The organism is Rhodanobacter aciditrophus, from assembly GCF_042679525.1.
Taxonomy (GTDB): domain Bacteria; phylum Pseudomonadota; class Gammaproteobacteria; order Pseudomonadales; family Marinomonadaceae; genus Marinomonas; species Marinomonas aciditrophus.
On the sequence record NZ_JBHTMN010000003.1, the window covers coordinates 392,214 to 417,286 of the forward strand.

27 protein-coding genes and 1 pseudogene are annotated in these 25,073 nt (G+C 46.4%); 18 read left to right on the forward strand and 10 right to left on the reverse strand.

Annotation, left to right across the window (positions count from 1 at the left end; all coding sequences use genetic code 11):
- Positions 1–31 precede the first annotated feature (31 nt).
- The 5 genes from lepB to acpS are packed head-to-tail and all read left to right on the forward strand — an operon-like array spanning position 32 to position 3,593.
- On the forward strand, positions 32–850 hold the full coding sequence (lepB, locus tag ACFQ45_RS02485) for a signal peptidase I (protein WP_377364975.1): 819 nt from the start codon (positions 32–34) through the stop codon (positions 848–850).
- A 14-nt stretch (positions 851–864) separates the two neighbouring features.
- Positions 865–1,545, forward strand: a complete 681-nt coding sequence (rnc, locus tag ACFQ45_RS02490) for a ribonuclease III (protein WP_377365079.1) — start codon at positions 865–867, stop codon at positions 1,543–1,545.
- A complete protein-coding gene (gene era / locus ACFQ45_RS02495; protein WP_377364977.1) occupies positions 1,546–2,457 on the forward strand; it encodes a GTPase Era in 912 nt (303 codons plus the stop codon).
- 6 nt (positions 2,458–2,463) lie between these two features.
- A complete protein-coding gene (recO, locus tag ACFQ45_RS02500; RefSeq protein WP_377364979.1) occupies positions 2,464–3,213 on the forward strand; it encodes a DNA repair protein RecO in 750 nt (249 codons plus the stop codon).
- Positions 3,210–3,593, forward strand: a complete 384-nt coding sequence (acpS, locus tag ACFQ45_RS02505) for a holo-ACP synthase (RefSeq protein WP_377364981.1) — start codon at positions 3,210–3,212, stop codon at positions 3,591–3,593. The genes recO and acpS overlap by 4 nt, the downstream gene beginning before the upstream one ends.
- Here acpS and ACFQ45_RS02510 read toward each other — a convergent pair.
- Positions 3,535–6,411: a response regulator gene (locus ACFQ45_RS02510; RefSeq protein ID WP_377364983.1), complete on the reverse strand. Its 2,877-nt coding sequence runs from the start codon at positions 6,409–6,411 to the stop codon at positions 3,535–3,537. The genes acpS and ACFQ45_RS02510 overlap by 59 nt on opposite strands.
- 26 nt (positions 6,412–6,437) lie before the next feature.
- Positions 6,438–6,665 carry a hypothetical protein gene (locus ACFQ45_RS02515; protein ID WP_377364985.1) on the reverse strand — a complete coding sequence of 76 codons (228 nt, stop codon included), beginning with the start codon at positions 6,663–6,665 and terminating at the stop codon, positions 6,438–6,440.
- Positions 6,666–6,807: 142 nt separating this feature from the next.
- Here ACFQ45_RS02515 and cysM point away from each other — a divergent pair, with 142 nt between their 5' ends.
- The 10 genes from cysM to ACFQ45_RS02565 all read left to right on the forward strand — a co-directional run bounded on the left by cysM (position 6,808) and on the right by ACFQ45_RS02565 (position 18,329).
- A complete protein-coding gene (gene cysM, locus ACFQ45_RS02520) occupies positions 6,808–7,701 on the forward strand; it encodes a cysteine synthase CysM (protein WP_377364987.1) in 894 nt (297 codons plus the stop codon).
- 81 nt (positions 7,702–7,782) lie between these two features.
- Positions 7,783–9,093 (forward strand): 23S rRNA (uracil(1939)-C(5))-methyltransferase RlmD, encoded by a 1,311-nt coding sequence (gene rlmD / locus ACFQ45_RS02525; RefSeq protein WP_377364990.1) that lies wholly within the window; start codon positions 7,783–7,785, stop codon positions 9,091–9,093.
- Positions 9,094–9,117: 24 nt separating this feature from the next.
- A complete protein-coding gene (relA, locus tag ACFQ45_RS02530) occupies positions 9,118–11,364 on the forward strand; it encodes a GTP diphosphokinase (protein ID WP_377364992.1) in 2,247 nt (748 codons plus the stop codon).
- Positions 11,361–12,173: a nucleoside triphosphate pyrophosphohydrolase gene (gene mazG / locus ACFQ45_RS02535; RefSeq protein ID WP_377364994.1), complete on the forward strand. Its 813-nt coding sequence runs from the start codon at positions 11,361–11,363 to the stop codon at positions 12,171–12,173. Before relA ends, mazG begins: the two co-directional genes overlap by 4 nt.
- 49 nt (positions 12,174–12,222) lie before the next feature.
- On the forward strand, positions 12,223–14,853 hold the full coding sequence (gene ppc / locus ACFQ45_RS02540) for a phosphoenolpyruvate carboxylase (RefSeq protein ID WP_377364996.1): 2,631 nt from the start codon (positions 12,223–12,225) through the stop codon (positions 14,851–14,853).
- A 220-nt stretch (positions 14,854–15,073) separates the two neighbouring features.
- Complete coding sequence (gene adk, locus ACFQ45_RS02545; RefSeq protein WP_377364998.1) at positions 15,074–15,730, forward strand: adenylate kinase; 657 nt, start codon at positions 15,074–15,076, stop codon at positions 15,728–15,730.
- 7 nt (positions 15,731–15,737) lie between these two features.
- The gene (gene tsaB / locus ACFQ45_RS02550) at positions 15,738–16,445 is read left to right on the forward strand and encodes a tRNA (adenosine(37)-N6)-threonylcarbamoyltransferase complex dimerization subunit type 1 TsaB (RefSeq protein ID WP_377365000.1); all 708 of its coding nucleotides are present in this window, start codon (positions 15,738–15,740) and stop codon (positions 16,443–16,445) included.
- 4 nt (positions 16,446–16,449) lie between these two features.
- Positions 16,450–17,256, forward strand: coding sequence for an undecaprenyl-diphosphate phosphatase (locus tag ACFQ45_RS02555; protein ID WP_377365002.1), 807 nt, complete (start codon positions 16,450–16,452; stop codon positions 17,254–17,256).
- A 1-nt stretch (position 17,257) separates the two neighbouring features.
- A complete protein-coding gene (locus ACFQ45_RS02560; RefSeq protein WP_377365004.1) occupies positions 17,258–17,542 on the forward strand; it encodes a hypothetical protein in 285 nt (94 codons plus the stop codon).
- A complete protein-coding gene (locus ACFQ45_RS02565) occupies positions 17,529–18,329 on the forward strand; it encodes a class I SAM-dependent methyltransferase (RefSeq protein WP_377365006.1) in 801 nt (266 codons plus the stop codon). Before ACFQ45_RS02560 ends, ACFQ45_RS02565 begins: the two co-directional genes overlap by 14 nt.
- Positions 18,330–18,338: 9 nt before the next feature.
- Here ACFQ45_RS02565 and ACFQ45_RS02570 read toward each other — a convergent pair whose 3' ends face one another.
- Positions 18,339–18,557, reverse strand: a complete 219-nt coding sequence (locus tag ACFQ45_RS02570; RefSeq protein ID WP_377365008.1) for a SlyX family protein — start codon at positions 18,555–18,557, stop codon at positions 18,339–18,341.
- Between the two features lie 514 nt (positions 18,558–19,071).
- Here ACFQ45_RS02570 and ACFQ45_RS02575 point away from each other — a divergent pair.
- A pseudogene (locus ACFQ45_RS02575) lies at positions 19,072–19,284 on the forward strand (cold-shock protein); the annotation flags it as partial.
- 29 nt (positions 19,285–19,313) lie between these two features.
- The gene (gene tpx, locus ACFQ45_RS02580) at positions 19,314–19,811 is read left to right on the forward strand and encodes a thiol peroxidase (protein WP_377365010.1); all 498 of its coding nucleotides are present in this window, start codon (positions 19,314–19,316) and stop codon (positions 19,809–19,811) included.
- A 74-nt stretch (positions 19,812–19,885) separates the two neighbouring features.
- Here tpx and panD read toward each other — a convergent pair whose 3' ends face one another.
- The 4 genes from panD to dapE are packed head-to-tail and all read right to left on the reverse strand — an operon-like array spanning position 19,886 to position 22,095.
- The gene (panD, locus tag ACFQ45_RS02585; RefSeq protein WP_377365011.1) at positions 19,886–20,266 is read right to left on the reverse strand and encodes an aspartate 1-decarboxylase; all 381 of its coding nucleotides are present in this window, start codon (positions 20,264–20,266) and stop codon (positions 19,886–19,888) included.
- Between the two features lie 30 nt (positions 20,267–20,296).
- A complete protein-coding gene (locus ACFQ45_RS02590) occupies positions 20,297–20,668 on the reverse strand; it encodes a hypothetical protein (RefSeq protein ID WP_377365013.1) in 372 nt (123 codons plus the stop codon).
- A gap of 5 nt (positions 20,669–20,673) precedes the next feature.
- Positions 20,674–20,949 carry a hypothetical protein gene (locus tag ACFQ45_RS02595; RefSeq protein ID WP_377365015.1) on the reverse strand — a complete coding sequence of 92 codons (276 nt, stop codon included), beginning with the start codon at positions 20,947–20,949 and terminating at the stop codon, positions 20,674–20,676.
- A gap of 6 nt (positions 20,950–20,955) precedes the next feature.
- A complete protein-coding gene (gene dapE, locus ACFQ45_RS02600; RefSeq protein ID WP_377365017.1) occupies positions 20,956–22,095 on the reverse strand; it encodes a succinyl-diaminopimelate desuccinylase in 1,140 nt (379 codons plus the stop codon).
- A gap of 66 nt (positions 22,096–22,161) precedes the next feature.
- Here dapE and ACFQ45_RS02605 point away from each other — a divergent pair, with 66 nt between their 5' ends.
- Positions 22,162–22,374: a hypothetical protein gene (locus ACFQ45_RS02605; protein WP_377365019.1), complete on the forward strand. Its 213-nt coding sequence runs from the start codon at positions 22,162–22,164 to the stop codon at positions 22,372–22,374.
- A 20-nt stretch (positions 22,375–22,394) separates the two neighbouring features.
- Here ACFQ45_RS02605 and ACFQ45_RS02610 read toward each other — a convergent pair whose 3' ends face one another.
- The 3 genes from ACFQ45_RS02610 to dapC all read right to left on the reverse strand — a co-directional run bounded on the left by ACFQ45_RS02610 (position 22,395) and on the right by dapC (position 25,073).
- Positions 22,395–22,739 carry an ArsC family reductase gene (locus ACFQ45_RS02610; RefSeq protein ID WP_377365021.1) on the reverse strand — a complete coding sequence of 115 codons (345 nt, stop codon included), beginning with the start codon at positions 22,737–22,739 and terminating at the stop codon, positions 22,395–22,397.
- 72 nt (positions 22,740–22,811) lie between these two features.
- On the reverse strand, positions 22,812–23,849 hold the full coding sequence (gene dapD, locus ACFQ45_RS02615) for a 2,3,4,5-tetrahydropyridine-2,6-dicarboxylate N-succinyltransferase (protein WP_377365023.1): 1,038 nt from the start codon (positions 23,847–23,849) through the stop codon (positions 22,812–22,814).
- Between the two features lie 30 nt (positions 23,850–23,879).
- The gene (gene dapC, locus ACFQ45_RS02620; protein WP_377365025.1) at positions 23,880–25,073 is read right to left on the reverse strand and encodes a succinyldiaminopimelate transaminase; all 1,194 of its coding nucleotides are present in this window, start codon (positions 25,071–25,073) and stop codon (positions 23,880–23,882) included.

A 25,073-nucleotide genomic window follows, 5' to 3' on the forward strand; every position in this document is an offset into this window, starting at 1 on the left:
TTAGTGCGGCTCTTTTGCTTGGAGAAGTAGTATGGATTTTGAGTTGATTTTAGCCATTGCCTTTATTGTAACGGCGGCTGCTTGGATATACGACCGCATCGTGTATGCCCCTAAACGTAAAGCAGTAATGGCTGAAATGGCACCGGAAGCCTTATCTCAGTTAGATAAAAACACAAAGCAGCATCTTGCCGAGACACCGAAATGGTTGTCGGAGGTAAAATCTTACTTTGTGATCATCGCGGTAATTTTTGGTCTGCGTTCGTTTGTGATCGAACCTTTTCAGATTCCTTCTGGTTCAATGCTGCCAACGTTGAAGATCGGCGATTTTATTGTGGTGAACAAATTTGATTACGGGGTTCGACTGCCTGTACTCAATACGACATTGATCCCAACAACTGAGCCTAAGCGCGGCGATGTGGTGGTGTTTAAGTACCCTGAAGACCCAAGCTTAAACTATATTAAACGTATGATCGGCCTGCCTGGGGATGTGATCAGCTACCACAACAAGCGTTTGATGGTGAACGGTAAGCTGGTGGATGAAAGCTTATTAGCAGAATTGCCCGTGTCTCTAAATCCTAACCGAGAGCCTGTGCGTCTTTATGAAGAGCATCTAGAGGGCGTGGATCATCAGGTCTACAAGAGTTTTCGCCGTAATCCTTTAGAAGGGGATTGGGTGGTGCCTGAAGGTCATTATTTTGTCTTGGGTGATAACCGAGATAATAGCGCCGACAGCCGAGTATGGGGCTTTGTACCAGAAGAAAATCTAAAAGGCCGAGCATTTTATGTTTGGTTGCATTGGAATGAGTTTTTTAGCCTTCCAAGCTTTAAGAATAATGGTTTAATTGAATAGTTGTTATTGGAGACATTTTGAACTCTCTTTATGAAAAATTGAGTCGCCGAATAGGGTACTTTTTTGCAGATCTTGGTTTGCTAGAGCTGGCTCTGACCCACCGCAGTTATGGCGGCAAGAATAATGAGCGCCTAGAATTCCTAGGTGACTCGATTCTAAATTATGTGATTGCTGAGGATTTGTTTCATCGCTTTCCTAAAGCAAAGGAAGGCGAGTTAAGCCGCTTACGGGCTTCTTTGGTGAAGGGAGATACCTTGGCGGAATTGGCTCGAGAGTTCCAGCTAGGGGATTGCCTTAAACTGGGAGCGGGTGAGTTGAAAAGCGGCGGTTTTCGCCGAGACTCTATCCTTGCGGATGCAGTAGAAGGCATCATTGGCGCTATCTATTTAGATGCAGGTATGGATGTCTGCCGTCAGCACATTTTGGAATGGTACAAAGAGCGTCTTAACGCCACCTCTTTAAAGGTTGTGACAAAAGATGCGAAAACACGTCTGCAGGAATTCTTGCAAGCTCGCAAGCATGCTCTGCCACAGTACGATGTGGTGGATATTGTAGGTGAGCCTCATGACCAGACATTCTTTGTCCATTGCCAAATTGAGTTGTTTGAATCGCCTATAGAGGGCAAAGGCAGTAGTCGTCGTATCGCTGAGCAAAATGCTGCGTCCAAAGCATTGAAACAATTGGAAAAGAAATAAATGCACGAAGAAGAATTACAAGACATTACTCACTGCGGCTTTGTTGCCATTGTGGGGCGTCCAAACGTTGGTAAATCCACCCTGATGAACCATGTGTTAGGGCAAAAGCTTTCGATCACCTCGCGTAAACCGCAAACGACCCGTGATCAAATTCTTGGTGTGCAAACAAAAGGCCATATACAAACCATTTATGTGGATACCCCTGGGCTTCATAAAGGTCAGGATAAGGCGATTAACCGTTTTATGAACCGTACCGCATCTTCTGCGTTAAAAGACGTTGATTTGGTGCTGTTTGTGATTGATGCTGAACGCTGGACCGATGAAGATGATGTGGTGCTATCTAAGCTCCAATATGTTGATTGCCCAGTGATTTTAGTGGTCAATAAAATTGATAAGCTGGAAGAAAAAGACGAACTTCTGCCACGTATGATGATGCTGTCTGAAAAGATGGAGTTTGCGCAGATCGTGCCGATTTCTGCGTTACGTAACAATAATCTTGATCGTCTTGAGAATCTGGTAGAAAGCTACATTCCCGAAGGCACTCAGTATTACCCTGATGACCAAATTACCAATCGTAGCTCTCGTTTCTTGGCGGCTGAGATCGTTCGTGAAAAGATCACTCGCCAGTTAGGTCAAGAAGTCCCCTATGAAGTGGCGGTACAGATTGAAGAGTTTGTATTTGAAGGGGCAACCATCCATATTAGTGCTTTGATTCTGGTAGAGCGTGATGGCCAAAAGCGTATCATCATTGGTGACAAAGGCTCCAAGATTAAGCTAATTGGTAAAGAAGCTCGTATCGACATGGAAAACCTCTTCCAGCAAAAAGTCATGCTTAATCTATGGATCAAGGTACGTTCCGGTTGGTCTGATGATGAGCGTGCTTTGGCGAGTTTAGGCTACCAAGAAGACTAGCTTATCGTGCGAGTTCAGGGCTATGTGATTCATACGCGTCCATTTCAAGACAATAAAGTCTTACTGGATGTGCTGACGCAAGAGCAGGGCTTGATTCGAGCGGTTTGGCGTCGAAATACTAAAGAGGCTCGGGTAACCCCCGGGTCTTTTTTATTGCATGAGCTTGAGCTAAGTGGTCGAGGAGAATTAAAGACGGCCCGTTCAGTGGAGCCATTAGAGAGTGCGGCCAGTCTTCAGGGGAATGGTCTGTATAGCGCTTTTTATTTGCATGAGTTACTTGAACGTTTGGTGCCCACTAATCTGCCTGTTGAACCTTTGTTTATCCTTTATCAGTGGGTGATCGTCAATCTTAGGCAAGGTGTGCCTATCGCGCCTCTTTTGCGACGTTTTGAGGTGGGCTTGTTTGATGAGCTTGGAATGGGGATTAACCTGTCCTGTACCGCCCGAGGAGAGGTGCTTCGATCTACCCAGTTGTATCAGTTTCATGGCAAGTTCGGTCTACGTCCGTATCTGGGGGATCAGCCTAAAGTGCGGCCCATGATATATTTGGACGGTGCGACGGCCAAAGGATATACGGCAGGTCTTTGGTCAAATCGGAGTGTCTTGTCCATGGCTAAAGAACTTCATCGAGCTTGGCTTGATGCTGCTTTGGGGGGGAGGGAGTTGAAATCCCGAGACTTGTTGCCCGCAGCCGAGTTTGCGGGGGAAAGATTGTGGCAAGTGCCTGTGTTTAGATTTGAGGAATCCATAAAATGATTATTGGTGTAGGTACAGACATTGTGGAAATCCCCCGAATCACCGCTTCGATTGAGCGTTTGGGAGATAAGTTTGTTAACCGAATTCTGACGCCAGTAGAGCGAGAGCGTTACGATACCTTTGGTCATAAAGACAAGGCTGCTGCTTATGTGGCGAAACGATTTGCTGCAAAAGAAGCTGCCGTTAAAGCCATGGGAACAGGCATTGGGTCAGGGGTCAGTTTTCAACATTTCTCTGTGCTGAATCGGCCATCAGGCCAACCTTACCTTGAGGTGTCTTCAGAGTTAGATGAAATCCTTGGGCAGCCAGTAAACTGGCATCTCAGTTTGTCGGATGAGCAGAGTTATGCTCTGGCTTTTGTGACCCTTGAGGCCAAGTGATTAAAGGCAGTGCATTTTCTAATCTCGTAATCGCATTCAAAAAGTCTTCGTAGACTTCTTCCACTTCATCAAAGCCAAGCTCTTTTAAATGGGTTTCTAAGAAATTAGCGTGGCGGGTCATTTCTATTGTGCCTGAGTATTTGCTGGCACCGTGGATTCTATGGACAGTGGCGATCAGCTTTTCAAGATTTTCGGACTCATAGTGATGTTGCAGGGAGCGTTTATCTTCTACGAGTGACTCCATCAACATATCCAGTAACTCGGAAGCCGCTTCCACTCGGTTCCCCGTCATGGAGAGGGCTTTCTCCATATCAAAAATATCAGCCAAATGATCAATTACCTGGGTGCTATGGCGGCGCTCAGTAATGCACCACTCTCGAATGGTGGATACGAGAATCTCTTCATTGATGGGTTTACTCAAATAGGCATTCATGCCACTGGCTAACATGGACTGTTGCTCTTCGGCGAGGGCATGGGCTGTTAGGGCAATGATGGGCGTATCTTTGTAGGACTCTATTTCACGCAGTCTTTGACTGGTCTCCATGCCGTCCATTTGGGGCATTTGAATATCCATTAAGATCAAATCAAATTGAGTCTCTTGGGCCTTATCAAGGGCTTGTTGACCAGAATAGGCAAGGCTTAAGTTGATCTTATAAGGCTCTAGCCAGTGCCCCAATAATTGTAGGTTAATAGGGGTGTCATCCACTGCCAGTAGGTTTAAGCCTGCCAGATCATCAATGGTGTCATTCTCTTTGTCTTTAGTCACTGTCGTAGGGGTATTAGAGGCTTGTGACAGTATTTCCTGCTCTACTGATACCAGACTTGCGTTGGCAATGGCGTGATGCAGCTTACGATAGCTAAGGGGCTTGAGTAGTACCTGGCTCGCAATATGGTGTAAGCGTGATTGATCTGATACTTGGGCGGAGGGCTTGATCATAAGAACACAGGGGGTGTTAAAGCGTGATTGAAGGTACTCAATGAGTTGTGCTGCTTCATTGGCGATCACTGGTTTGTTTTCAATATGCAGTATGGCGCAATGGTAGTCCTCATGATTACTATGAAGAACGGCAATCATTTCTTCTATGGAGCTGGTGCTGTCGTAGGTCACATCAATATTGCTTAAAAAGTGAGTGATACCTTTTCTGTAATTGGCATTGGGCTCCAGAATAAGTACGTGCTTATGCAATGCTGGTAACGGTGCTTCAGCTTTATCCGATGGTTTAAACGTTAAGCTAAAATAGAAGTTTGAGCCACGGCCTTCCTCACTGCTGACTTGGATGGTGCCGTTCATCTGCTCAATCAGCTTTTTGGTAATTACTAACCCTAATCCTGTCCCTGAGAAGTTACGGGAGCGGCTTGGGTCTACCTGTGAAAAAGGTTTAAAGAGTTGGTTGAGTTTGCTACTGGGAATGCCGAGCCCAGTGTCGATAACTTGGAGGCTGATTTCGATGGCGTGTTCGGTTTTAGAGGTAAGGTTTACCACAACTTGGACGGAGCCGTTTTGGGTGAACTTAATGGCATTACCCACGAGATTGGTCAAAATTTGTCGAACGCGAATTGCGTCGCCTTTTACCCAAGCGGGTACGTCCGCCGAATAAGAAGGGATTAAATCAATGGCCTTGTCATCGTTTAGCAAGGTGGATGATAGGGTGTGAAAGACTTCATCAATCATTTCTTGTAAGTTGAAGTCACTCGGTTCAAGTACTAACTTACCGGCCTCTATTTTGGAAAAGTCTAAAATATCGCCAATGGTTGCAAGCAAGTTGTTAGTGGATTGAGCGATGGTGTCCACATAAGTCAATTGATGAAGGTTGAGTTGATCCTTTTGCAGTAATTTGGTGTATCCCAATATGGCGTTAAGAGGGGTACGTACCTCATGGGAGATGTTCGCGAGGAACTGGGATTTTAGGCGGTTGGACTCGGTGGCTTCTTTGTTGGCGATGTGCAACTGGGCGCTTTTCTCTTCTAGCTGAAGCGCATGTTCTCTGGCTTCTTTCGTGGTCTGTGAGATTTCTTCTTCCAATTCCGCTCGATAGTTATTCAGCCGCTCAGAAATGTATTCAAGGTCAGTTTTGGTTTGTAGTAGCTCGGTGGGGAGTTTTACTTCGCGGGCTTTGTCATAGTGGCCACTGGCAATATCACGAATAGTATTACTCATGTCTCCCCAAGGTTTTGCAATGCGTTGAATATATTTGTGGCACAAATAGGCCATAAGCAGCAGCAAAACGATGGTATAGAGCATGATGAATGCAATCTTACTAAGTATGGTTAGCCTAACGCCGTCTGTGGTGGCGTTGACTTGAACCCAGCCTAACAATTCTCGGTTATCATCTTTTGGAGAGCCTGCCGCTCCTTGGATGAATAGCTCGTCAGTTTGTTCCAAAATTTGAGCGCTATCGAAATTAGTTGTACTACTGGCGGTATAAAATACTGGTGCAATAGAAAGATAAATGGCTCGATCATCCAAGTAATAGCTTTCGGAAAGACCTCTGAGTTGTTTTTCCGGAGGGAGAATTCGACCGACGCTATCCATTAGCTCGCCTTTGGCGTCGTAATAGCTAACGCCAATCACATCACGTTGATGTAGTAGGTTTTGGATGTTGTTGTTCAGCAGGTTGCGATCATTAAAAAGCAGAGCATAGCCACTGGCGCTTGCTGATTGCTCTGCTAGATAAGTGTTGTTGCGCTCAAATTGGGTTATTTGAGTCGTGATTTCTGAGTAGGAAAGATACGCTGCTGACAATAGTGCAAGCGCAAAGATAGGCAGGAAAAGGGTCTTCCAGAGCGAGGTTTTGATCGACGACGAGGGGAAGCCCATTTAAATTCCTATTTCTTTCAATAACCCTAGTAACAGGCTATGTTACCTTTCTTTCTACGGCGATCACATTCACGCTCGTAGTTTTCACAGGCGAGAACCTTAGTACGGGAGGGGTTGCTAATGGTTTTGCATTCACGCCATTTGCTTCTAAGTTCCGCATCAGGGATGTCGGCTGAAGGACCACCAAACATGTCGCACCCTGATAAAGAGGCTACAACAAGTACAGAACAGAGTGTAGTAGGTAAGGTGCGCATAGTTGTCACTCCTAATGCAGCGATATAGAACTAAGTTTATAACGACTTTTTATTGTATTCCGTAATTGATCTGCATTCTAATATGTTCTGGTTACAAAGCGTAAATCATTATTTTCAAACGAATCTCTAATATTTGGGCAATATGAACGAATATCCAACAATTGAAGCTATTATTGGCAATACGCCAGTGGTTGCACTGCAAAGAATCAACCCTAATTCTAGTAATACTATCTTGCTAAAGCTAGAAGGGCAGAATCCTGCGGGATCAGTGAAAGACCGTCCCGCGCTAAATATGATTGCTCAAGCAGAGCGTCGTGGAGATATTCAGCCCGGTGATAGCCTTATCGAAGCCACCAGTGGAAACACGGGAATTGCCCTAGCAATGGCAGCGGCAATAAAGGGTTACACCATGCACTTGATCATGCCGGATAACATGAGTCAGGAGCGTAAATCCGCTATGAGCGCTTATGGAGCCGTTTTGCATCTAGTATCGAAAGAAGAAGGCATGGAACGTGCCCGAGATCTGGCGCTGGAAATGCAAGCACAAGGCAAGGGTAAAGTGTTGAACCAATTTGGTAACGACGATAACCCGGCCGCCCATTACAGCTCTACTGGCCCTGAAATTTGGCAGCAAACTCAAGGTACGGTGACCCATTTTGTGAGTTCTATGGGGACAACCGGCACCATCATGGGCATATCTAAATACCTTAAAGAGCAGAATTCTGAGGTGCAGATCGTTGGCTTGCAGCCTGCCGAGGGCAGTAGTATTCCTGGTATTCGACGTTGGCCTAAGGAATATCTTCCAACTATTTTTGATGAGTCTAGAGTGGATCAGGTGATGGACATCAATCAAGAAGAGGCAGAAATTACCATGCGTCGCTTGGCGAAAGAAGAGGGCATCTTCTGTGGCGTGTCTTCTGGTGGTGCGGTGAGTGCCGCATTGCGTCTGTCAGAGACCCTAGAGAATGCCGTCATTGTTGCCATCATTTGTGATCGTGGTGATCGTTATTTGTCTACAGGTGTGTTCAACGATTAAGGTTGATTCGCCTTACAGCCTAGGTCAATGGAGCGCAATAGGGTATGATTCGCCTATTTCCTTGCCATTAGAGAGATTGTTTTGAAAAGTCGCTCGCCTCGCCGCTCCAGAACCACTCCAGTCAAATCCATTGCAAACCCCATTCGCCTTTATGATATTGAAGATATGTCCTATGAGGGTGAAGGGGTGGCCCGTGAAAATGGCAAGGTAACCTTTGTTGCTAATGCGCTCCTTGGAGAGCAAGTGGAAGCTCGCGTGATAAAAGAAACGCGAAGTTTGAATCATGCGCAACTGACTCAGATTATCACCCCTAGCCCCGATCGGCAGACACCATTTTGTCAGCATTTTGAACAATGTGGAGGATGTCAGTTGCAACACCTTTCTACCTCCGGCCAACGAGATTTAAAAGTGGGTTGGTTGCGCAACCATCTCAGAAAAATAGACCTTCCGGCTGATATTTCTCGCCTTGAAAAAGACGAATTTGGCTACCGACGTCGTGCTCGTTTATCCGTTTTTGTAAAACAGGGCAAAGTGAGTCTCGGTTTTCGCTCCAAAGCATCCAAAGATATTGTCGATATTGAACAGTGTCCTGTGTTTGTAGCACCTCTTCAGGAAGCTTATCTAAGTTTTAGGGAATATTTCTTAAAGACAGACTTGGCAGGCAAAATGGGGCACGTTGAGCTGTTACAAGATGCGGGTGGTACCGTGGTGGTGTTACGTCAGTCCCGACATGTAAGTGAAGCGGAGAAAGCTGGTTTCAATGCATGGGCTGAGCAAAAAAATATCACCCTCTATTGGCAATCGGTGGAAGATAATCGATTGGTGGGAGAGCCTGAACGCCATTATGAAATAGACGGGGTTAAGGTGAACTTTCACCCCCAGGACTTCATCCAGGTAAATGAAAAGATTAATACTCAGATGGTGGCTCAAGCCCTTGATTGGCTTGAGTTGGCATCAGAGGACGTTGTACTTGACTTGTTTAGCGGCTCGGGCAATTTTTCTCTGCCGTTAGCCAAGCGTGTAAAACAAGTCATAGGAGTGGAAGGTCTGGAATCTATGGTGGAGAAAGGCCGACGAAACGCTGAACAAGCTGGACTCGAAAACATTGAGTTTATTGCTGCGGATTTGACCCAGCCCCCACCAAATAAAATTAAAAAAGCTAAAATCACTAAGGTATTGCTTGATCCACCAAGGGCTGGCGCGATTGAGTTCTTACCGACGCTTGTTCGATTAAAGCCGGACAGTATTTTGTACGTTTCTTGCAACCCATCAACACTCGCTAGGGATGTCGAGTATTTAGTTGATAATGGATTTCATGTGAAGAAGGTTTGTATGATGGACATGTTCCCTCAAACAACGCACATAGAGACAATGATGTTGTTGCAAAAATAAGCCGACACCAGAAAGGGTAGTTGTATGGTTACAGTGAGAAAGGATCACCCTGTACTAGCGGATGGTTCCGTTGACATCGATGCATGGATGTCGCAGTTTTCCGACAAAATTGATGAAGGCAGCCGTGTGCCCCTACGCATGGCATGTGAGTTGGCAAGGCAGGCAGAAGCCGCTTCCGGCAAGCCTTCCTATTGGGGGCCACAAGCCAGTACCTTTCGAGCAGGCCTCGAAATGGTGGAGATTCTGGCAGGCTTTCGCGCCGACCAAGATTCATTGATCGCCGCGGCCTTATACCGAGTTGTGCGTGAAGATCAGCTAGTATTATCTCGTGTGAGTGACATGTTTGGCCGCAAGGTGGCCTCCCTTATAGAAGGGGTCATTCGTATGGGTGAAGTCTCGAAAAACCTGTCTAAAGATGCCACAGCAGAAGTACTAGGCAGTAATGAAAATCAGCTTGAATCCCTCCGTAAAATGCTGGTGTCTATCATCGATGACATCCGTGTTGTATTAATCAAACTGGCTGAACGGGCTTGTGCCATCAAAGAGGCTAAGCACCAAGATAATGCGCGCAAAGAGGCTGTTGCCCTAGAAGTGCAAAGTGTTTATGCCCCACTGGCCCACCGTTTGGGGATTGGTCATATTAAGTGGGAGCTGGAAGATCTGTCCTTCCGCTACTTGTACCCCGCCGAATACAAACGCATTGCAAAACTATTGGATGAGAAGCGTCTAGATCGCCAACAATTCATAGAAGACGTGATTTCAATCTTGCGAGAGCGCATGGAAGCCATTGATATTCATGCGGATGTGATGGGGCGTGCGAAACATATTTACAGTATTTGGCGTAAAATGCGCCGCAAAAACATAGGCTTTGATGAAGTTTATGATGTGCGCGCCGTGCGTATTTTGGTGGATGAGCCCATGCAGTGCTATGGCGTGTTGGGGATAGTTCACAACCTTTGGAAGCCCATTCCCCAAGAATTCGATGATTACATCAGTAACCCAAAATCAAATGGTTACCAATCCCTACATACTGCGGTAGTGGGGCCACAAGGTCGTGCTCTAGAGATTCAAATACGAACCCACAAGATGCATGAAGACGCTGAGTTAGGCGTGTGTGCTCACTGGAAGTACAAGGGAACGGATTTAAGTTCTAACAGCTCCAGTTACGAAGAAAAGCTCCAGTGGCTGCGTACGATATTGGATTTCCATGAAGTCCAAGGGGATTTGGAATCCCTGAGCGAGCAAGTGCGTAATGATATTGAGCAAGACCGCATTTACGTCTTCACTCCAGATGGTCACGTTGTGGATTTGCCTGTGAATGCGACCCCAGTGGATTTTGCCTACCGAGTCCATACGGAAATTGGCCACCGCTGCCGTGGCGCCAAGGTAAACGGTAAAATAATCTCTTTGGTTACCCACCTCAAAACGGGTGATAAGGTAGAAATCCTAACGTCCAAAGAAGGTATGCCAAGCCGTGACTGGTTACACCCTACTTTAGGTTATGTGAACACCAACCGTGCTAGAGCTAAGATTCAGGGTTGGTTCCGTAAGGAAGACCGAGAGAAAAATCTGGATGCTGGTCGAAGTGTCCTTGAGAAGCAACTTAAACGTCTAGGCATTGAAGAAAACAAACTCGACTTCAAGGCCATTGCTGAGCGTTTCAACTTTTCAAATGCCGATGAAGTTTATGTCGCTCTGGGGGCTGGAGACATTCAGCTTGCTCGAGTTTTGCGATTAATAGATGAGTTGCATGGCTTAGATGGTAAACCGGCACCGCGTCCGATTCGAGTGAAGAAAAGCCGTCATAAATCATCTGATAATGATGTTCATATTCTCGGTGTGGGCAAGCTTCTTACTCAAATGGCCAAATGTTGTACGCCTATCCCAGGTGATGACATTGTTGGCTATATCACCCAAGGACGTGGGGTGTCTATCCACCGCCAAGACTGTATCAATATGGCGCAACATTCGCTGGATGAGCCAGAGCGGGTAGTGGACGTTAGCTGGGGCGAAGAGCTGGATAACCTCTACCCTGTGAATATTCAAGTGGACGCCTATGACCGTACAGGCCTTTTGAATGACATCACTGCTCTGTTAGCCAATGAAAAGGTTAATCTTTTGTCCATGAATACCCTATCGGCAAAAGAAGATCATACGGCCTCTATTCGTTTTACCATTGAAGTGGGGGAGATCAGCGTCTTGTCGAAATTGCTGCATCGTATTAACCAGCTACCCAATGTGTTGAACGTATTCCGGGAGCGAGATAAGTGAGGTATACCCTAGACGACTTGCTTGCCATGATGACCATGTTACGCAATCGCCAATATGGTTGCCCATGGGATATTGAGCAGCGTTTTGAAACCATCGCGCCTTACACAATAGAAGAGTCCTACGAAGTGCTCGATGCTATTGTGCGTGGGGATCGCGAGAGTTTGAAAGAAGAGCTTGGAGACCTGCTGTTTCAAGTGGTGTTTCACTCGGAAATGGCCAGTGAAGAAAATGCCTTTCATTTCTCTGATGTGGTACAGACCATAGTTGAGAAGATGCTGCGACGTCACCCCCATGTCTTTCCTGACGGCTCTTTTGATAGCTTTGGTACGCCCAGTACCCTTACTGAGTCTGAGATGGCTGAGCAATGGCGTTTAATCAAAGCAGAAGAAAAACGCCAAAAGGGTGTGCACAATGAGGGCTTACTGGATGCTGTTTCAGAGTCTACCCCTGTCTTGTTACAAGCGGTGAAACTGCAAAAACAAGCCAGTAAAGTGGGATTTGATTGGGACGATATTACTCCTGTTTTCGCTAAGATACGCGAAGAGCTTGATGAATTAGAGGAAGCTGTCAAAGAGCTGTCCAAAGAAGACGCGGAAGCCGAGCTTGGGGATGTCCTGTTTGCGGTAGCGAACCTAGGGCGTCACCTTTCTATTTCACCCGAGCAGGCGTTGATGCGAACAAACGTGAAATTTCGCCGTCGATTTGGTTATATAGAATCCGAACTAACAAAAAACAATAAACCTATCATGGACTGCTCCCTAGAAGAGCTAGACCAGTTGTGGGACAAGGCTAAAGCTCAAGGACTTTAAGCGGCTACTCGCATGGCTTGAGCAACAACAGACCGAAAGGAGACACTTTGTGACCGATCGTCAGGCTTCGTTACGAGAAAATGTGCGTTTACTAGGGGATTGCTTAGGGGAAACCATGAGCAATCATTTGGGGGATGACTTCCTAGAAACCGTTGAAAACATTCGATTGCTTTCCAAAGACGGCCGTCAAAGTGGTGATTCCAGTGCTTTAATTGGAGCGCTAGAGGCACTCGATGACAAAGATATCGTGCCAGTGGCGCGGGCATTTAACCAATTTCTAAACCTGTCCAATATTGCTGAACAATACCACCGTGTTCATCGCCGCCGAACCAATGAAAGCTTGGGCATTTATAAAAACCCGATTGGCAACCTTCTGACCCGCCTTAAAGAGCAGAATTTTACCGCTGAGCAAATGGTGGAGGCCCTACGTGGTCAAGCCATTGATCTTGTCTTAACTGCTCACCCGACGGAAGTGGTGCGTCGCTCATTGATTCGTAAATACGACAATATCTCCACTGAGCTCGAAGCCCTAGACAAAGACAATATTCTGCCTCTAGAAGAAACCAAACATGTCCGCCGCTTAAACGAAATCATTACCCAAGCATGGCACACAGATGAAATACGTGAGCAGCGCCCAACCCCTGTGGATGAAGCCAAATGGGGCTTTGCTGTGATTGAGCAGTCATTATGGGAAGCAGTGCCTCAATTCTTCCGTCAACTGGATGAGCAGTTCAGCGAATACACTGATGACGAACGCTTACCGTTGGATTTGGCACCGATTCGTTTCGCCACTTGGATGGGAGGGGACCGAGATGGTAACCCTAATGTGACTCACTCGGTGACCGAAGAAGTGGTGCTATTGGCTCGCTGGATGGCCGCTGACCTATATTTAAAAGATCTGGTGGAGCTGCGTTCCGAGTTCTCCATGACTCAATGTAATGCTGCCTTGCGCGAGCGTGTCGGCGATAGCGTACAACCGTATCGTGAAGTGCTGCGTCACCTAGAGCGTAAAATCACCAAAACTAAAGAGTGGGCTAAAGCCCGTCTTGATGGTAAGACCGTCAGTGATGAAGGTGTCATGCTGGATAACAAGGAGCTGATCGATGATTTGTCTCTGTGTTATCAGTCTTTGTTGGATTGCGGTATGAAAGTGATCGCCAACGGTTCCGTATTGGACCTTATTCGACGGGCGGCGACCTTTGGCATGACCTTGGTGCGTTTGGATGTGCGCCAAGATGCGTCTAAGCACATAGAAGCCCTATCGGCCATTACTCGTTTTTATGGGCTAGGTGATTACGCAGAGTGGGACGAAGCCTCACGCCAAGCTTTCTTATTGGCAGAGCTGAATTCTAAGCGCCCTTTGATCCCCAATGATTGGTCCCCTGAACCTATGGTGGAAGAGGTGCTGAACACCTTTAAAACCATTGCCAGCGGTTACCAAAACTCCTTTGGCTCCTATGTGATCTCCATGGCCAGTGCGCCTTCGGATGTGCTCGCTGTGGCCTTGTTGTTAAAAGAGTCCGGTGTGCGCTTTAACATGCGCATCGTGCCTTTGTTTGAGACTTTGGCGGATCTAGATAACGCTGAGCCTATCATTGAGCAGCTGTTCTCCCTGCCATGGTACAAAGCCTATATAAATGGCCAGCAAGAAGTCATGATTGGTTACTCGGACTCTGCTAAAGATGCCGGTCAAATTGCAGCCACTTGGGGGCAGTACCGCGCCCAAGAAGCCTTAACTAAGCTGTGTAAAAAACATGGTGTGCATCTGACGTTGTTCCATGGTCGCGGTGGTACCGTCGGCCGTGGTGGTGGCCCTGCCCATGTAGCTATCCTTTCTCAACCTCCAGGGTCTGTAAACGGTGCTATTCGTGTCACTGAGCAAGGGGAAATGATTCGCTTCAAATTCGGAATTCCAGATATCGCCGTTCGCTCTTTAGAGTTGTATTGCTCGGCGGTACTAGAAGCCTCATTAATCCCAGCGGACTCCCCCAAAGAGGAGTGGCGCGCTCTGATGGACGAAATGGCGGAAGAGGGCATGAACCAATATCGCTCTATTGTTCGTGGGCATGAGGATTTTGTTCCTTACTTTCGGACCATTACGCCAGAGCAAGAACTTGCCAAATTGCCATTAGGCTCTCGCCCTGCGCGACGCAAATCCGATGGCGGTGTTGAAAGCTTGCGTGCTATCCCTTGGATTTTTGCCTGGATGCAGATTCGTCTTATGTTGCCCGCATGGCTCGGGGCGGAGAGCGCTCTGCAGCAAAGTGTGGACTCGGGCAATTTAGAGAAACTACGAGAAATGCACAAAAACTGGCCTTTCTTTGGGGCTTATCTAGACATGCTGGACATGGTTCTCGCGAAAGCTGAGCCAGATATTGCGGAATACTATGAGAAGCGATTAGTGCCAGAGGAGCTTCATGGACTAGGGCGTTTATTGCGTCGTAAATTGTCTCAGGTTCGTGAATTAGTGAAAGAAGTTAAGCTTCAGGAAAGATTAATTCAAGATAATAAAACCATTCGCCAATCAATCGATGTGCGAAACCCGTATATAGATCCGTTGCATTATTTACAGGCGGAATTGTTATACCGTAGTCGTCGCGATGAAGATAATGCTGCGGTTAATAAAGCCCTAATGATCACCATGGCGGGTATTGCGAGTGGTATGCAAAATACGGGCTAGGTAGAAAAAATTTCAAAAATACGTAATATAGCGACCTTTAAAACCCCAATTAAGGTCAGATTGTTTGCATATTTAAGGCTGCCTTCTGTATTCTAGGCTGCCTTATTTTTTTGACCTACGAGCATAAACACGGTTATCGCATGTTTGCGGCAGTTAACCGCGTATAAAAATAGGAAGTGCTCGTGTTACCGATTTTTACGCAAACTTTTGGAGATTCATTATGCGAGTTATTTTGTTAGGAGCGCCAGGCGCAGGTAAAGGCACTCAAGCCCAATTCATTACTGAAGAATTTGGCATTCCGCAAATTTCAACTGGCGACATGTTACGTGCAGCAGTGAAAGCGGGCACGGAGCTAGGTTTAAAAGCGAAAGCTGTAATGGACGCAGGCCAATTAGTGTCTGATGACATTATTATCGGTCTGGTGAAGGAACGTCTAAAAGAAGCAGACTGTGAAAATGGTGCTTTGTTTGACGGCTTTCCTCGCACTTTGCCACAGGCTGATGCGCTGAAAGATGCAGGTGTTGCGATCGATTACGTGGTAGAAATCGATGTAGCCGATGAAGAGATTGTTAAACGTATGAGTGGCCGCCGTGTACATGAAGCGTCTGGCCGTACTTACCATGTGGTATACAACCCACCTAAAACAGAAGGCAAAGACGATGTTACTGGGGAAGATCTGATTCAGCGCCCAGATGACACAGAAGAGACAGTTCGTAAGCGTCTTGGTATTTACCACGAGCAAACGGCACCCTTGATTGGTTATTACCAAACTTGGCAAGAAAACGAACCCGCTACCGCTCCTAAATTTGTCAAAGTGAACGGTGTCGGCGATTTGAATGAAATCAAACAAGGTTTGATCGCAGCACTTAAGGCCTAATCGTTTAATGACTGCAATTTTAGCCCTCGATACATCAACGCCAGCATGTTCTGTGGCGTTGATTCAAAATGGTGCTGTGTTGGAAGATTTCCGCATGGCGCCTCGTCAACACAATGACTTGATTCTACCTATGGTAGATCAAATTCTTTCCCAAGCGGGGCTTAGCCTATCTCAACTAGACGCCATTGCTTTTGGTCGTGGCCCAGGTTCTTTTACTGGATTGCGTATCAGTGCGGGTGTCGTGCAAGGTCTGGCTTACGGAGCTGACTTGCCTGTTGTGCCTGTTTCCACGTTGGCAGCTATGGCTTTGGAAGCCTGTCAGACAACGGGGCATCCACGTTGGTTGTCGGCATTAGATGCTCGTATGGGAGAGATGTATCTTGGTGGATATGAAATCTCTAAGGAAGAAGACTGCTGGAAAGCAGATAATGTAATTCCTGAGAGGGTTATCTCACCAGATCGCCTTGAACCCCTTGCAGGAGCTTATCAAGGTGTTGGCTCTGGTTGGTTATATCAAGACGCCTTGAATGACATTTTAGCTCAGCCAGCAACTGAAATCTTAATCGATGTGGCGCCTCGTGCCGCGTGTATTGCGCAACTGGCAGAGCTTATGCGTATCCGTGGAGAAGGTGTAAGCGCAGAGATGGCGTTACCAGTTTATCTCCGTGATGAAATCACCTGGGAAAAGCAGCCAGCAAGAATAGGGAAACGTTAATTCAATGTTGTGGTATCACATTGTCTTTTTGGCATTAATTCAAGGTCTCACAGAGTTTTTGCCAATCTCAAGCTCGGCACATTTGATTTTGCCTGCTCAGATTTTTAGTTGGCCAGATCAAGGGTTGGCTTTTGATGTGGCGGTTCATGTGGGCACCTTGATCGCCGTGGTATCATACTTTGCTAAGGACATTTTAGCTGTTTCACGGGGATGGCTTGGATCTCTTGGGAAAGGGCAATCTAGTGAAGACAGCCGATTAGGGTGGTGGATCATTCTAGGTACGCTCCCGGCTGTGTTAATAGGATTGGCCTTTGAAAACTTTATTGAATCGAATCTTCGTTCCATAGAGGTCATTGCCTACACGACCATTGGTTTTGGTATTCTGTTGTGGGTGTCTGACCGGTTTTTTCCTGAACGCTTGGAGCAGAAAGACCTTTCCATTAAAAGCGTACTCTTTATTGGTGTTGCTCAAGCATTGGCATTGATACCTGGTACGTCTCGTTCAGGGATTACCATGACCGCTGCGCGTTTTATGGGGTTTAGTCGCTCCACAGCAGCGAGATTTTCATTTCTTTTGTCTATACCGCTGATTTTGGCTGCGGGCACTCTAAAGTTGTGTGAATTGCTTACGTCTGAAATCCCTGTGGATTGGACTGCCATCGTTGCCGGTGTTGTATTATCTGCGGTGAGTGCTTATCTTTGTATTTATCTGTTTTTAAAATGGTTAAATCAAATAGGCTTTTTACCATTTATGATCTATCGACTGGCGCTAGGTTTTGCGCTACTTTGGCTTGTCTACATGGGACAGTAATATGAGAATTGGTGGAAATTTTCCAGTTATTCCTCAAACGGGCTCAAACTCGCGTCATGCGCTTTCAACGAGCACTGCCTCTGATGGACGCCAGTCCTCCAATGCTATGGCCCTAAGTACTGTTGCAGAATTTGAATCTGCTTCTTCTGCAGAGTCAGAACGTTTTTTTAAAGTTGAAGGGCTTTCTTCCCAAGCTAAGGAAGCGCTCTCTGCTTATCAAGCGACAGAATCCCTATCTGCTTCTAATCCTCGAAATCTATTGATTGGTGTCGATGTCTACGCCTAATTCTTATTCTCTTGCGGTTGCTGTCATTAATAACGATCCTAATGCAGCCGCCCTTGCTAACGCCTTAGAGTTACCTCACTACAAATTAAAATCCGCTCTAAAATTTGCCACTGAGTTTGATTATTTATTGATTGAGCAGGACGGTGTTTTATCTATTGCAAAAACAGGTAAAGGCGCTCCAAAGCCCGTTGCTGTTGAGTTGGCATCCGGTGCTCTCGATCATCGTCGCAAATTTGGTGGGGGGAAAGGGCAGGATATCGCCAAAGCGGTGGGATTAAATAAGCGGGGAGATCTCAAGGTATATGATGGGACCGCAGGTCTCGGAAGAGATGGCTTTGTATTGGCGTCTTTAGGGTGTCATGTGACACTGCATGAGCGTGTCGGTTTTGTGCGCGCTATGTTGGAAAATGGCCTAGCACGTGCTCGTTTGGTGCTCGAGGTGGCAGAGGTCATGGAGCGTATTGAGCTTGCTCCGGGGACTATTTATGACTTGCCCGATGAAGAAGTGACGGATGTGGTGTATTTGGACCCTATGTTTCCACACAATGACAAGTCCTCTGCCGCAGTTAAAAAGGAAATGGCCTTTTTTAGAGATCTGGTGGGGGGGGATGAGGATGCAGATGCTTTGTTGCCAAAGGCATGGGAGCTGGCGCGCTATCGTGTTGTAGTGAAACGCCCCAAAGGTGCCCCATTTCTTAATGGACAAGAACCAACTTACCGATTAGATGGTAAGTCGGGACGTTTTGATATTTACGTTAAGCGTTCTCTGGAGAAAGAAGAGGGGTAGTGCCGCCTTTTAATAGTGTGGAGGGCGCTCATTCGTTTCATTAATGCCGCTATTTTGTTGGCGATTACTTTCTAATTGTTTTGCGATTAGTTTTAGCTGCTCTTTTAACAGTAGCAGGTCTTTTTGCTGAAGTGTTAAGGCTTGATTTAGATCGTCAATGGTTTCTTCTTGGAACTGAGATTTCATCTCTAATTCATCGATTCTATTTAGTAATTCTGAGGTATTCATATATAGTCGCTATATGGTAGTCTTCTAATGTGCTAAGTACTTGCGCTGCGCTATTTTAGTTTACTTATGAATCAACTTAATAGGTTCATGGCGCGAATCTTGCTCTAATTGATTGGGATTATACTGCTTATCAATGGCGCTTGATGTTTTATTTTCAAGTACTTTTAGTATGTATTTTCGTTCCATTAGCTATTTTGCTTGTTGATACAAAAGGTGATCAGTACCGGGTGGTTGTTTGCTCTGGATATTGTTTTGCCAAAGGAACTCATTACAAAAATATTGTTAACATAATCAAGGAACTCTAATGTTTTTTTCAGTACGTGCATTTATTGTCAGTCTTATACTTGCGCTCGTTGCGCCCCTCATTATCGCTCCTTTAGTGGGCGAAGCCATCGCCCAAAACTTCTTAGTGTACTTTGCTGTGACACTGGTCGCAGTATTCTTAGGTACCGTTTTCTCTCAGGATCTTTCCTCTGCAAAATCACAATCTGATGACTCGGAAGACGAGCAAGATGATCGTGAAGTTGGTACAGTTAAGTGGTTTAACTCTTCTAAAGGGTTTGGCTTTTTAACAATGGATAATGGTGATGATGTGTTTGTTCATTACCGTGCGATTCGTGGCCGTGGTCGTCGTTTTCTTATCGAAGGTCAGAAAGTTCGTTTTTATGTGACTGAAGGCGAGAAAGGAAAACAGGCGGAAAACGTATCGATTGTTAAAAGTAACTAAATACATTTAACGTCAATTAAGAGGTAATTATGGCTACTGTAACGCTTAAAGGTAATCCGTTTGAAACGGTAGGTGAGCTTCCTGCTGTCGGTTCTAAAGCACCTGCATTTGAGTTGGTTAAAACGGATCTATCAACGGTTTCATTGGCTGATTACGCTGGTAAGAAGCTAGTACTAAATATCTTTCCATCGGTTGATACACCAACTTGTGCAATGTCTGTTCGCAAGTTTAATCAAGCTTTGTCAGAGCTAGAGAACACTTCGGTATTGTGTGTTTCTGAGGACCTTCCATTTGCTGCTGCTCGTTTTTGTGGCGCTGAATGTTTGGATAATGTTGAAACCGGTTCAGCATTTCGTTCTGACTTTGGTGCGGCGTTTGGTGTGAGCTTTGCTACAGGCCCGCTAACCGGTCTGTTGTCTCGTTCTGTTGTTGTGATTAATGAGTCTGGTGAGGTGATTTACACTGAACAAGTGGCTGAAACAGCAGATGAGCCTGATTATGATGCGGCACTAGCGGCTCTTAAATAAATCATAACGACTGCTATGTTGGATATTAAAAAGCCGCTTTGTTAAGCGGCTTTTTTGTGTCTGGAAAAGAGTGTTTAGTCTTTTTGCACCGGAATTGTATTGGTGGTGCGCTCAACGGAATTGTCTTTGTTGAGGTAAACAAGCTTAGGTGTGAATGTTGAGGCTTCTGCTTCGTCCATTTGGCCGTAGGCGGCGATGATCACACGATCGCCCACTTGAACTTTGCGAGCCGCTGCGCCATTCATGGAAATGGTGCCAGATCCGGCTTCCGCCAAGATCACGTAAGTATGAAAACGCTCACCATTGTCGACGTTGTAAATGTCGATCTTTTCAAATTCTCTTAGGCCGGCTAGGGCTACGAGGTCGCTATCTATGGCACATGAGCCATCGTACCAAAGTTCTGCTTGGGTAACGGCTGCCATATGTAGTTTGCCTTTCAGCAATGTGATTTGCATAGTGTCTTCTCTCGTGTCTATCGTTTGGTGTTAGCGCCAGATGTATGGGCCTTCGCCATGGGTGTTGATGCGCCACCATTGGTCAGGGTCATCCTCCCCGCTTTCTTGCCATCCTTGATAATTACAGCGTACTTCACACCCTAGAGCGGCGTAGGCGTCTTTTGCGCATTCTACATCTGTTGCCCAAGGGGTATGTTCTGAGTCGAACCAGATGGATGTAAAGCGCTTGCCTGCTGCTTGTTCAATGATGGTTACTGGAATCAAGGTGCCATCATGGGTCAGAGTTAGGGTGGTATTGACACCACTGGAGCGAACCTCAGATGCTTCGAACCTATCGGATAGCCATTGGAGGATGGCGTCGGTTGGGCAAGACAGCACGTATATTTCTATGTCTGGCTGCATGAGGGTTAGTCCTTTTTATTTAACATGTGGTAAATGCGAAGTACGCTCATTGATAGGTATCCCACAAGTGACCATAGAACGCCTAGGGCGGCTAAGATTAAGCCGACCAAGGCGATGATTTCTTGTTGCAGGGATTCTATCAAGAGATTGTTTGCGACAAAAATCATAAGTACGCCAAAAGCAAACAATAAGCCCCCTTGGATGAGTTTCATCAGGGCAAGTTTTGGGTTCTTGCCGAGCTTCAAGGCGAGCTCATGTAGAAATGCTAGTAGCTTATTCACGCTGATTTATTTTGCCATTAAGTTTGTCAGTATGCGCTGATAAATCAGAGACAACTGGTTTAGGCTTTCTGCATCCACACATTCATTGATCTGATGAATGGTTGCGTTAATGGGGCCTAGTTCGACCACTTGAGTGCCCATTTTTGCGATAAAGCGCCCGTCAGAGGTGCCGCCTGATGTGGAGAGCTCTGGCGTGATGTCTACTGTTGTTTGTACCGCATCCACGATGGCGTCAACGAGTTCCCCTGGCTTGGTTAAGAAGGGGAGGCCGTTGTAGGTCCATTCAATGTCATAGTTCAGTTCATGCTTGTCTAAGATTTCAATGACTTTTGCTTTTAAGTCGTCAAAGGTTAATTCAGACGAGAAGCGGAAATTGAATTGGGCAGACAGCTTGCCAGGGACTACATTGGTTGCCCCAGTGCCGGATTGAATGTTTGACACTTGGAAGCTTGTGGGTGGAAAGAATTCGTTGCCTTGATCCCACACTGTCTTGGCAAGCTCGTCTAGGGCTGGAGCAGCTAGGTGAATCGGGTTGATGGCTAAATGAGGGTAAGCCACGTGACCTTGCTTGCCATAAACGGTTAGGTCGCCACTGAAGGAACCGCGACGGCCGTTTTTGATGATGTCACCTAAGGTCTTGGTGCTGGAGGGCTCGCCCACGATACACCAGTCTACTTTTTCTTCTCGAGCCATTAAGGCGTCGACCACACGGGTTGTACCGTCTACGAATGGACCTTCTTCATCACTGGTAATCAGGAAAGAGATCTGGCCGTTGTGGTCTGGGTGCTCTGTGACAAAGTTTTCAACAGCGGTGATCATTGCTGCCAGGCTACCTTTCATGTCAGCAGCGCCACGTCCATAGAGAGTGCCGTCGATAATTTCTGGCTTGAAAGGAGGAACTTTCCATTCACTTTCAGGGCCTGTAGGCACCACATCCGTATGGCCAGCGAAGCATAGATTTGGACCGCTATTACCGCGCTTTGCGTAAAAGTTTTTTACTTCACCAAACGGCATGGGTTCAATGGTAAAGCCCAGTTTTTCTAAACGCTCAATCATTAAGTCTTGGCAACCTGCGTCTTCAGGCGTCACAGAGGGACGAGATATAAGATCTAGGGCGAGTTCTAGGGTAGGAGTTAATTGAGACATTCTTTACCTTTGTTGTGTGTTTGGTTACCTTAGCTTTTGTTTATTTGGCAAAAGTTAGGTGAAGTAATGAAATTCAGTATCTTGGCGTTGGCGACTCTTTTGTTATCCGGTTGCGGCTGGCTGTCCCTGAATGATTCTGAGCATGAGGTTCAAGAAGCCTACTATGTCCCTGTTATTCGCAGTGATAGCCATTCTAATAGTCAGCAGGCGGTGCGCCCAGTGCAGATAACAGATCGTGAGCTCAGAGAAGGGGCTCGTTACGTGCCTAGGCAGCAATAATACTGCATATTAGCCTGCTATTACCCGAAAATAGCCGAATACTGTTCAGCTTTAAAGCCTAATGTTAATTTGCCTTGATGGTCTAAAAGCGGTCGTTTGATCATGGCGGGCTTATCCAGTAGCACGTCAATTACCGTTTCATTATTCATGGCATCTTGAGTGTCTTTATCAAGCTGGCGCCAGGTTGTGCCACGTTTGTTGACTACTTGCTCCCAACCTAATGCCTCTACCCAGCCTTCTAGCATAGCTTTGTCTAAGCCGTCTTTTCGGTAATCATGGAACACGTAGCTGATGTTCTGTTCTTCTAACCAACGAAACGCCTTTTTCATGGTGTCGCAGTTTTTGATGCCGTAGATGGTTGTCATTCAGGGATACCTTTTCGGACATAAGAGAATACCAAGGCTTATTGCCTTGGTATTCTTGTTGAGCGGAGATTATTAGTTGTGAGCGTGTAGGGCTTCGTTCAAGGCAATTGCAGTTTTGTTGGTCTTGCACTCGATTGCACCTGTTTCCGAGTTGCGGCGGAACAATAGATCGGACTGACCGGACAATTCACGTGCTTTAACCGTTGAAACGACTGCGTTGTTCTCGTCTAGAACTGCCACTTTAGAGCCAGCAGTGATGTATAGACCTGATTCCACAGTACAGCGATCGCCAAGGCCGATGCCGATACCTGCGTTGGCACCAATCAAACACTCTTCACCAACGGCGATAACGATGTTGCCACCGCCAGATAGGGTGCCCATAGTAGAACAACCGCCACCTAGGTCAGAGCCGTTACCTACAACAACCCCAGCAGAAATACGGCCTTCGACCATGCTAGTCCCCAAGGTACCTGCATTGAAGTTAACAAAGCCTTCGTGCATCACTGTCGTGCCTTCACCTAGGTGCGCTCCAAGACGAATGCGTGCCGCATCGCCGATGCGAACACCTGCAGGGACAACAAAGTTCGTCATTTTAGGGAATTTGTCTACGCTGAACACTTCGATTGTGCGGCCTTCCATGCGAGCCGTTAGTTGGCGATCTGCCAATTCACGCACATCGATTGGGCCTTCACTGGTCCATGCAGTGTTAACCAATAGGCCAAACATGCCGTCAAGCTTGGTTTGGTGTGGTTGAACCTGGCGATGGGAGATAAGTTGAAGCTTCAAGTAAACTTCAGCAGGGTTTGCTGGTGCTTCGTCTGTTTCTAGTACACACAGTACAACTGGTTGAGTAGAGGCTTTTAGGCGAGACGCACGTTCAGCCAGTTCAATGTGGCCGACTTTTAGAAGGGCTAGGTGCAGACGATTCAGATCGCTTTCATCTAGGATCAAGGTTGCGTTGCCGCCTTCATAATTGGTGCTTTCCATTACCGCATCGATCACGCTTTTCTCTGGAGAAACGCTTGGGGATGGGTAGAACACTTCTAGCCAAGTGCCTTCTTTGTTTTGAGTGCCGATGCCTAGGCCAATGGCAAATGTCGTGTTGCTCATTTGTTTTCGTGCTCCTACTAAAGGGGGTGATTAAAGAGTTTTATGTTTGGTAATAAAGCGCGCAATACGGCGAGCGGCTTCGACACATTCGGATTCTTCTGCGACGAGCGCCATGCGCACATGATTTTTGCCCGGGTTATGTTGATCGACTTCTCGACCAAGGTAACTGCCAGGGAGGACGAGTACAGACTCTTCTTGGTACAAAGCGGTACAGAATGTTTCGTCGTCAATGTCGAGTTTTGGCCATAGGTAGAATCCTGCCTCTGGTTTGGATACCGACATTACTGGAGATAAAATCTCCAAAACTTGATCAAATTTACGCTGGTAGATATCACGGTTTAATGCCACATGTTCTTCATCATTCCAGGCAGTGATGGAGGCTTCTTGGTGGTGAAGTGGCATAGCACAGCCGTGGTAAGTGCGGTATAGCAAAAACTTCTTGAGGAGCTCTGCGTCACCCGCTACGAAACCGGAACGAAGACCAGGTAGGTTAGAGCGCTTAGATAAGGATTGAAAAATTAAGCAGTTTTTGAATTCAGTGTTGCCCAGTTGAACACAGGCATCTAGTAGTCCTAGTGGCTTTTCGTTGAAATAAATTTCGGAATAGCATTCATCAGCAACGATAACAAAATTATGCAGTTGGGCTTTTTCTAATAGAAATTTATAGTCTTCTAAAGTGGTGATCGAGCCTGCTGGATTGTTCGGAGAGCAGACAAACAGTAGCTCACAACGCTCCCATACATCTTCAGAGACCGCACGGTAGTCTACCTGATATTGGTTTTGGTCATCGCAAGGTAGATAGTGCAGTTCTGCTCCAGCAAGTAGGCCAGCGCCTTCATAAATTTGATAGAAGGGGTTTGGGCTTACCACTAGGCTGTTTTTCTTTTCGCCCACCAGTGTTTGTGTAATAGCAAAAAGCGCTTCCCGTGTGCCTGTGACGGGCAGTACCTGGCTGTCGGCATTTAAGTTAGGTAGATTAAAACGTTTAATTGCCCAGTTTGCGATGGCTTCACGTAGGGCGGTTTCTCCCTTGGTGAGCGGGTATTTAGAGACGCCGTCTAGGGCATTCTTTAAGGTTTCTAAAACAATCTTAGGGGCTTCATGCTGAGGTTCACCAATGGTTAGCTTGATCAATGGTAGATCAGGATTTGGTGTGATGTCTTGAAGCAAATCCGCAAGTTTCTGAAACGGGTAAGGGTGCAAGGAGTTGATCAGGGGGTTCAT

Bases quoted from the DNA above. Each gene is read 5' to 3' on its own strand.
- lepB (WP_377364975.1), top strand. From the start codon at position 32: ATGGATTTTGAGTTGATTTTAGCCATTGCCTTTATTGTAACGGCGGCT.
- era (WP_377364977.1), top strand. From the start codon at position 1,546: ATGCACGAAGAAGAATTACAAGACATTACTCACTGCGGCTTTGTTGCC.
- acpS (WP_377364981.1), top strand. From the start codon at position 3,210: ATGATTATTGGTGTAGGTACAGACATTGTGGAAATCCCCCGAATCACC.
- ACFQ45_RS02510 (WP_377364983.1), bottom strand. From the start codon at position 6,411: ATGGGCTTCCCCTCGTCGTCGATCAAAACCTCGCTCTGGAAGACCCTT.
- ACFQ45_RS02515 (WP_377364985.1), bottom strand. From the start codon at position 6,665: ATGCGCACCTTACCTACTACACTCTGTTCTGTACTTGTTGTAGCCTCT.
- cysM (WP_377364987.1), top strand. From the start codon at position 6,808: ATGAACGAATATCCAACAATTGAAGCTATTATTGGCAATACGCCAGTG.
- relA (WP_377364992.1), top strand. From the start codon at position 9,118: ATGGTTACAGTGAGAAAGGATCACCCTGTACTAGCGGATGGTTCCGTT.
- adk (WP_377364998.1), top strand. From the start codon at position 15,074: ATGCGAGTTATTTTGTTAGGAGCGCCAGGCGCAGGTAAAGGCACTCAA.
- tsaB (WP_377365000.1), top strand. From the start codon at position 15,738: ATGACTGCAATTTTAGCCCTCGATACATCAACGCCAGCATGTTCTGTG.
- ACFQ45_RS02555 (WP_377365002.1), top strand. From the start codon at position 16,450: ATGTTGTGGTATCACATTGTCTTTTTGGCATTAATTCAAGGTCTCACA.
- ACFQ45_RS02560 (WP_377365004.1), top strand. From the start codon at position 17,258: ATGAGAATTGGTGGAAATTTTCCAGTTATTCCTCAAACGGGCTCAAAC.
- ACFQ45_RS02565 (WP_377365006.1), top strand. From the start codon at position 17,529: ATGTCTACGCCTAATTCTTATTCTCTTGCGGTTGCTGTCATTAATAAC.
- ACFQ45_RS02570 (WP_377365008.1), bottom strand. From the start codon at position 18,557: ATGAATACCTCAGAATTACTAAATAGAATCGATGAATTAGAGATGAAA.
- tpx (WP_377365010.1), top strand. From the start codon at position 19,314: ATGGCTACTGTAACGCTTAAAGGTAATCCGTTTGAAACGGTAGGTGAG.
- panD (WP_377365011.1), bottom strand. From the start codon at position 20,266: ATGCAAATCACATTGCTGAAAGGCAAACTACATATGGCAGCCGTTACC.
- ACFQ45_RS02590 (WP_377365013.1), bottom strand. From the start codon at position 20,668: ATGCAGCCAGACATAGAAATATACGTGCTGTCTTGCCCAACCGACGCC.
- dapE (WP_377365017.1), bottom strand. From the start codon at position 22,095: ATGTCTCAATTAACTCCTACCCTAGAACTCGCCCTAGATCTTATATCT.
- ACFQ45_RS02605 (WP_377365019.1), top strand. From the start codon at position 22,162: ATGAAATTCAGTATCTTGGCGTTGGCGACTCTTTTGTTATCCGGTTGC.
- ACFQ45_RS02610 (WP_377365021.1), bottom strand. From the start codon at position 22,739: ATGACAACCATCTACGGCATCAAAAACTGCGACACCATGAAAAAGGCG.
- dapD (WP_377365023.1), bottom strand. From the start codon at position 23,849: ATGAGCAACACGACATTTGCCATTGGCCTAGGCATCGGCACTCAAAAC.
- dapC (WP_377365025.1), bottom strand. From the start codon at position 25,073: ATGAACCCCCTGATCAACTCCTTGCACCCTTACCCGTTTCAGAAACTT.